Raw genomic sequence first — 5705 nt, forward strand, 5'->3', positions numbered from 1 at the left:
GGAGCCTGGTGGTCCAGCAACTTTATATTAAATTTGGGGAGAGGATTCCCTTGGAATTAAATCCCAATCCCTCTGGGGCTAGCCCCAGAGGGATTGATGGATCGGACAGAGTTTAATTTACAGACCCTATTTCTCTTTAAGGGATTCTGCAGCTGGGGCAATCTGAAAGAACAAGAAACGATAATTTACCAGATGGGATAGCGCTCTTCTGTAGTTCATTTTTTTACTACCGTTGTCCTCAAAAAACCGGCAAGCATCTTTTGGATGGATTTCATGAGGGGCAGCCAGTCCATTTAAGGTGCGTTGGGCAAACTCAAAGCGTTGCAGTGCTCTCCTGTTAATTACATCCAAAGATAATTCCTTAGGGTATTCAGGAACATCAAAATACAACTCCTCCAAAATGACTATAAATGCCCTTCTTCTTGATAATTTTGGCTTTGAAGGTTTTACTCCAAGTTCAATTTCTATATCGGTAGTAATCTTTTTGGCAAGTTTAACTTGTTCCAAAGTGTAGGTGTTCCCATTGACTTTTAGGTTTGGCTCCCTTTCGAGTTGGTCCAAGTATGTAAGCAGCTTTTGGGCGTTCATTATCGCTTGTGTCCTTTTCTATTTTGGTTTTCTATGGTTAGGGAGAGGGATTCCCTGAAAGAATTTTTCAGGATATCCATACGTAGGGACATTCCCAAAAGGTTGCGGTGCACGGAACTGCCCACTACCTCGTACGTAGGTATATTCAGTTTGTTTTCATACAACCTGTGCCTTAATGTCACAATTAAGAACAGCTTCTCTTGGTCGTCCAATTTAGTTCCTTGGGTATCTAAGTTTGAAGCGAATAATTCTAAAAACTCTTCAAATCCAATTTCGTTATCAATTTTTATTTTCTCTAATTCTGTATTGTGGATATCATTGATAAAGTGTTCTATGGCAAATTTTCCAAATTCCCACTTTCGGTATGTGGTTGTGGGGTCTACTAGTTCCATTTCCACAAAATCAACGAGCCCGTCATTATTCAGCATGTTTTTAAACCCTAAACCCTTTGTTTGAATGGCAGAAAGTTCTTGTACAACTTCATCCGAAAAATTATTTATCAAATGAATCGCAAACTGCTTGGCCATCTCCAACATGGGTATGTTTTTTTCTGCTAATATCTTTAGAAAGGTACCCTTCTGACCTATTTCAAGATTATTCTGATGAATAAGATAAACGAACAGATTACTGAGAACATCATTTATGGCAGTGGAATCATTACTTTTTCCTAGCATAGTAAAATCAATAGTCTGTATTGGGTTATTATTCATCTTTTTATTGAACTTTTATTTTTTATTACCTCTTTCCACCTTTTTGATTCTGCAAACTCTTTGATGGTTCTATTCCGTTTTTCGAGTAGTACCTTCATATAATTTTTTAAAAATATATTATCAGCAAGGTTACCCAACAATCCGAATGGCGATTTGTAATCGAAATAGTCTGTTATTAAAGTTCCACCATTAGACTCTTTAAAATGATGTTCATGCCTAAAACTTTTGAAGGCTCCATTCACCATTTCATCCGCGAAAAAATCTGGTCTATAAAAATCAGTAATTTTAGAAGTTAACTTTTGATAGACTCCAAAATGTTTAGCTCTCCAGGTAACCCACTCTCCTGTACCAATCAATCCAGAAGTTTTTCCGCCAATAGCTTCTTCATTAGTATGTTCAATAGATATTTTATGTAGGTCAATACTGCGAGATAAATCAAAAACGATTTCCTTTCTTGCTTCGATTTCTGTTTTCAATTCTATCCTTGGCATCTTTTTTTTTAAACCTTTTTATTAACGTGCATTTTAATGGCTTGGTTTGCAAAAACGAACCATTGGATTCATTTTTAATCAGCAAAGGAAATAGGCCCTTAGCTTAGTATTTGCTCGGGAAAATACTTTCTTATTATTTTTTTATTAATTCAACTATTTGGTAAGCTCTTTTTTCAAATCCTTTTTCAGATTCTTGACGAACAAAGCAGTTTTTATTAATCTGATGATTATTGACCAAAGAAATTAATTTTTTTCCTGTAATTGGTCCAAATGTATTTCCTCTTTCCACATAGTAAAATTTAGTATCTAATGTAAAGTCATTTGGTCTATTAATATTCCCTGAAACCATATTATCGATAACCTTATCAACGGCATTTTTGTATTCAGATTCTGAATTATATCCATAAGTTGATTCTTCTTTTAACTGATTTCTCAAAATCGGCCTTTCTCTTATGGTTTTATTATTTATCCTTTCATATAAATCATACAATACGGCATACATATTCTTGCCTAAATCATTAGATTGTAATTTACCCAAATGACCTTTATAGTCAATTGGCATATAACTTTCAATCTTTATGGTGTGACTATCCTTTATCTGCACATCAACACTTTCCCGTGCGCCACCACCTACATAAACTATAGTAAAAAGTCTTTCTTTTTTTTCAAGGTGAACAAATAAAATGTAATTTTTAGCTTCCAAAGAATCAAGAAAATTTAATATTTGCCCAACTTTTATTTTGATTTGTTGCTCCTGATTTGCAATATGTTTCGCTTGATGCTGTAATCGTTGTTTATCTAAAAAATTTTTCGATTTCTTGAATAATCTTAGCGCTTTGTTTTCAAACCACTCTCCGCAATGCTTACATTTTTTAGCATCTTTTTGAACTAGTTCTGAGCAATATGGGCATTGTTTCATGCTATTGGTTTATCATTTATTTGAACTTTTTGTAAGTTATTATTACTTTGGCTCTAGACAAAATTAAATCATACTCTCTTTTCCTGAATCCTGTATTTCTCTCTTACCTTTATTGGCTTATTTTCATTCAATCTAAGTATAGAGCCGGTGTTGCAGTAAAAGTGCTCAGAAAGTACTGAAAAGGGAAGCGTAAAAGAGGTTAAACTCCAATGGTCGGTATCATATCTGCTGAGATGCTTCAAAAGCAGGTACCTAATTTACAAACAAGAGACTAAAAAAAGGGGGTAATCCCTATAGGCCGAGACCGGCTCATTCAACACGGCCTTAATGTTAGGCTTTATAAGCAACACGAAGGCTTAGTTATTGGCCGGTCGTACTTTTTATTTCGTCTTTTCTTCAGCGTTGGCGAAGACATGCCTTTTTTTTGTAATTATGGTTGCAAAGTTGGCTTGTGCGAATTGCAATTATGTATCGTTTTAGGGTAGATATCATTTTAGATATAGTCCGATTGCTAAACCAATTTCAATTGCCATCACGACAAACAATAGGATTTTCAAAGTATTTAATTGCTTAGTTTGTCCTTCAAACTGCTCTTTGAACTTTGACTCCATGTTGTTGAAACTGGAAGTCAAGGTATTCTCAAAAGCACGCTGTATTTGTGTTCCTTCATTTCGTATTTCAACTTGAATGTCTGATTTGTTCTTTTCAAGTCGGCTATTTATTGAGGAATCTAGTTCTTTCTGAAAATTTTTGTTGTCCTGATACAGCTCTTGAATCTTTTTTAACAGTTCGGATTCCAAGTTTTCAAGCTGTTTATTGGATTGCTCCAATCTTTCCTGAATGCTTTTTGACAAAGATTCAAAGCCATCATTATTCTCTTTGAGAATTCTCAAGTTTTCAGAAATATCTGATTTAAGTTTTCCGATTTCAGAATACACTTTATTGAACTCTTTAAGGTCTTTTGATTGCTCTTCAAGTTCCTTGATAGCGTTATCCAACTTTACTAAATCCGCCATATACTTTCTTATTTATTGTCTTAAGTTTTTCTGCTGAAATCTCAATAATGGTTGCCATTGAAAATTGGTCTCCGAGTGCGTTCGATATTAGCATCAAGTATTCATAAGAATTAAAATGCTTGTAAAGAGATTCAGCAAGAAGGTTTTTGTTCTTTGGGTTTAACTCATTTCCAATTTTCAATATCTGCTCCAATATGTAATCAATGTCTCGCTGATCAAAATGTGAAATTTGTTCTAGAGAACTTTCTAGTCTATTTCTACCGTCTGCATTATCATAGTCATCAAGAAGCAACCTTAAGAAACCGCTAATTAAATCCAAGCCCGTATTCTGCATGTAACTTTCCAAGAAGCGGCTTAGATTATCTCGAAGGCTTTCTTGTTGACGTTTTGTTATGAATTTATCTGTGACGGTGTTCTTGTCAATCTGATAGAATACTTCAAACCACCGGACAAAATCTCTAGGGCTTTCAGATATATGCTGTAAAACATAGCTAGATTGCGAAAATTTAAAATAGTTTTCTAGGCGTACTTTAAATTCTTCGCTGGTAATCTGTCCATCTGCAAAATCACAGCAGTTCTCATAAATGTTCTTCAGCGACTGCCTTCTATTGTATGCAAAATTGTCGTATGACCATTGAAGTAGAACAAGTATATGTTTATCTGTTTCTGAATATGATTTAGGGGCATTCAGAATTTTCTTGTACAATGAATATTTTTCATCGACAAGGACGGCTTCAAAAGAAAACTCACTATCGTATTTCCTTATTGTATTTAAGAGAGATTCCCGAATTGTCTGATTTGAAAAGTTGGCAAAATCAACTTCAAATGAACCGCCACCGAAAAAGTTGTTAATTGTCCAATCTTCAATCACTCCAAGTTGGTTGAGGCGATATATTGCCTTTTCAGTTCGAGCTTTATTGCTGCCTATGGCACTTCCTTCAACGTGTACGTTTTGTTGATTTGGTTTTGAATAGGTTGTATGTAGCTTTTTGATTACTTCAAACTCATCTTTTATTACATCTAGCCCTAATGAGAAGAGGAAAAGGTTGGTGTTTATATCACCTTTAATTTTCTTTTGTAGTTCATTGATTTGGGAAAGCGTTGTACTTCTATCCCAAATTAAATTCAGAGTATCTGCATTATCTGATTTTGAAAGTAGAACAAAACATTGAGCCTTACTTTCTTGAAATTTGGTTTTATCACGACCTGCTCTTCCCGCTTCCTGGTAAAGCGATTCCATTGAACCTGGTATTCCGTAATGAAATGTGTAATGAATATTCCCTTTATTCACTCCCATACCGAACGCTTTGGTTGCAGTTAGTAGTGAAAACTTATTATTTTTAAACTCACTCTGTACGGTCTTTTTGTATTCGTCAAATTGAGTTTCAGACATTATTGGTTGGCGGTCAATTTTCGGAACTGAGCCTGAATAAAATCTAATTTCTTTTCCAAAATGCTCACTCAATCTTTGAGATAAGGGATAACAACCGTTTCTTCCGTTGACGGTTGGAGTGAAAATGATACCACACTTTGTGTCCGAACCTTTTACCTGCAAAGCTTCAATTGAGTCTTTGAGTTCATCTAGTTTGGAGTTGATTGCTTTGGGCTTATCGTTTTTGTCATCAAGGACTATGAACTCTAATTCTTTGCGAGTATAGTCAACTGGGGTCTTTACATTTTCTTGCTTAATCCCGAATTCTATTTGAATATCCTTTAAGACATTAATTGAGGCTGTGGCTGTTAAACCAAGAAAATTAAAGTTTGAACAAAGTCTTTGAATTGTGTTTGACAAGTTTAAATAGGACGTTCTAAAATCATGCCCCCACTCCGACAAACAGTGAACTTCGTCAATGACTGGATAAGCCGGGTAAACTGACCCACCTTCGCCGGATGAAACTGACCATGGCAAATGGACTGCCCAGATTTGATCTATCCTTGGGTTAAACTTAGTTTTTATTTTTCAATTTTCTTCTCATTGATT

6 protein-coding genes are annotated in these 5705 nt (G+C 35.0%); all 6 read right to left on the reverse strand.

Annotated elements, in window-relative coordinates:
* Positions 1-126: 126 nt before the first annotated feature.
* The gene (locus tag PY092_RS19440; protein ID WP_275617397.1) at positions 127-588 is read right to left on the reverse strand and encodes a hypothetical protein; all 462 of its coding nucleotides are present in this window, start codon (positions 586-588) and stop codon (positions 127-129) included.
* Entirely contained in the window at positions 588-1298 is a 711-nt protein-coding gene (locus PY092_RS19445) for a hypothetical protein (protein ID WP_275617398.1), read from the reverse strand. The genes PY092_RS19440 and PY092_RS19445 overlap by 1 nt, the downstream gene beginning before the upstream one ends.
* A complete protein-coding gene (locus tag PY092_RS19450; RefSeq protein ID WP_275617399.1) occupies positions 1295-1789 on the reverse strand; it encodes an SRPBCC family protein in 495 nt (164 codons plus the stop codon). The genes PY092_RS19445 and PY092_RS19450 overlap by 4 nt, the downstream gene beginning before the upstream one ends.
* Positions 1790-1922: 133 nt before the next feature.
* Positions 1923-2708, reverse strand: coding sequence for a zinc ribbon domain-containing protein (locus PY092_RS19455; RefSeq protein ID WP_275617400.1), 786 nt, complete (start codon positions 2706-2708; stop codon positions 1923-1925).
* Between the two features lie 488 nt (positions 2709-3196).
* Positions 3197-3724 (reverse strand): hypothetical protein, encoded by a 528-nt coding sequence (locus PY092_RS19460; protein WP_275617401.1) that lies wholly within the window; start codon positions 3722-3724, stop codon positions 3197-3199.
* Complete coding sequence (locus PY092_RS19465; protein ID WP_275617402.1) at positions 3699-5516, reverse strand: helicase-related protein; 1818 nt, start codon at positions 5514-5516, stop codon at positions 3699-3701. Before PY092_RS19465 ends, PY092_RS19460 begins: the two co-directional genes overlap by 26 nt.
* Positions 5517-5705 lie beyond the last annotated feature (189 nt).

The organism is Flagellimonas yonaguniensis (assembly GCF_029193885.1).
Taxonomy (GTDB): domain Bacteria; phylum Bacteroidota; class Bacteroidia; order Flavobacteriales; family Flavobacteriaceae; genus Flagellimonas; species Flagellimonas yonaguniensis.

Excerpts from the sequence above, each read along its gene's own strand:
- PY092_RS19450 (WP_275617399.1), bottom strand. The coding sequence starts at position 1,789 with ATGCCAAGGATAGAATTGAAAACAGAAATCGAAGCAAGAAAGGAAATC.
- PY092_RS19460 (WP_275617401.1), bottom strand. The coding sequence starts at position 3,724 with ATGGCGGATTTAGTAAAGTTGGATAACGCTATCAAGGAACTTGAAGAG.
- PY092_RS19445 (WP_275617398.1), bottom strand. The coding sequence starts at position 1,298 with ATGAATAATAACCCAATACAGACTATTGATTTTACTATGCTAGGAAAA.
- PY092_RS19455 (WP_275617400.1), bottom strand. The coding sequence starts at position 2,708 with ATGAAACAATGCCCATATTGCTCAGAACTAGTTCAAAAAGATGCTAAA.
- PY092_RS19440 (WP_275617397.1), bottom strand. The coding sequence starts at position 588 with ATGAACGCCCAAAAGCTGCTTACATACTTGGACCAACTCGAAAGGGAG.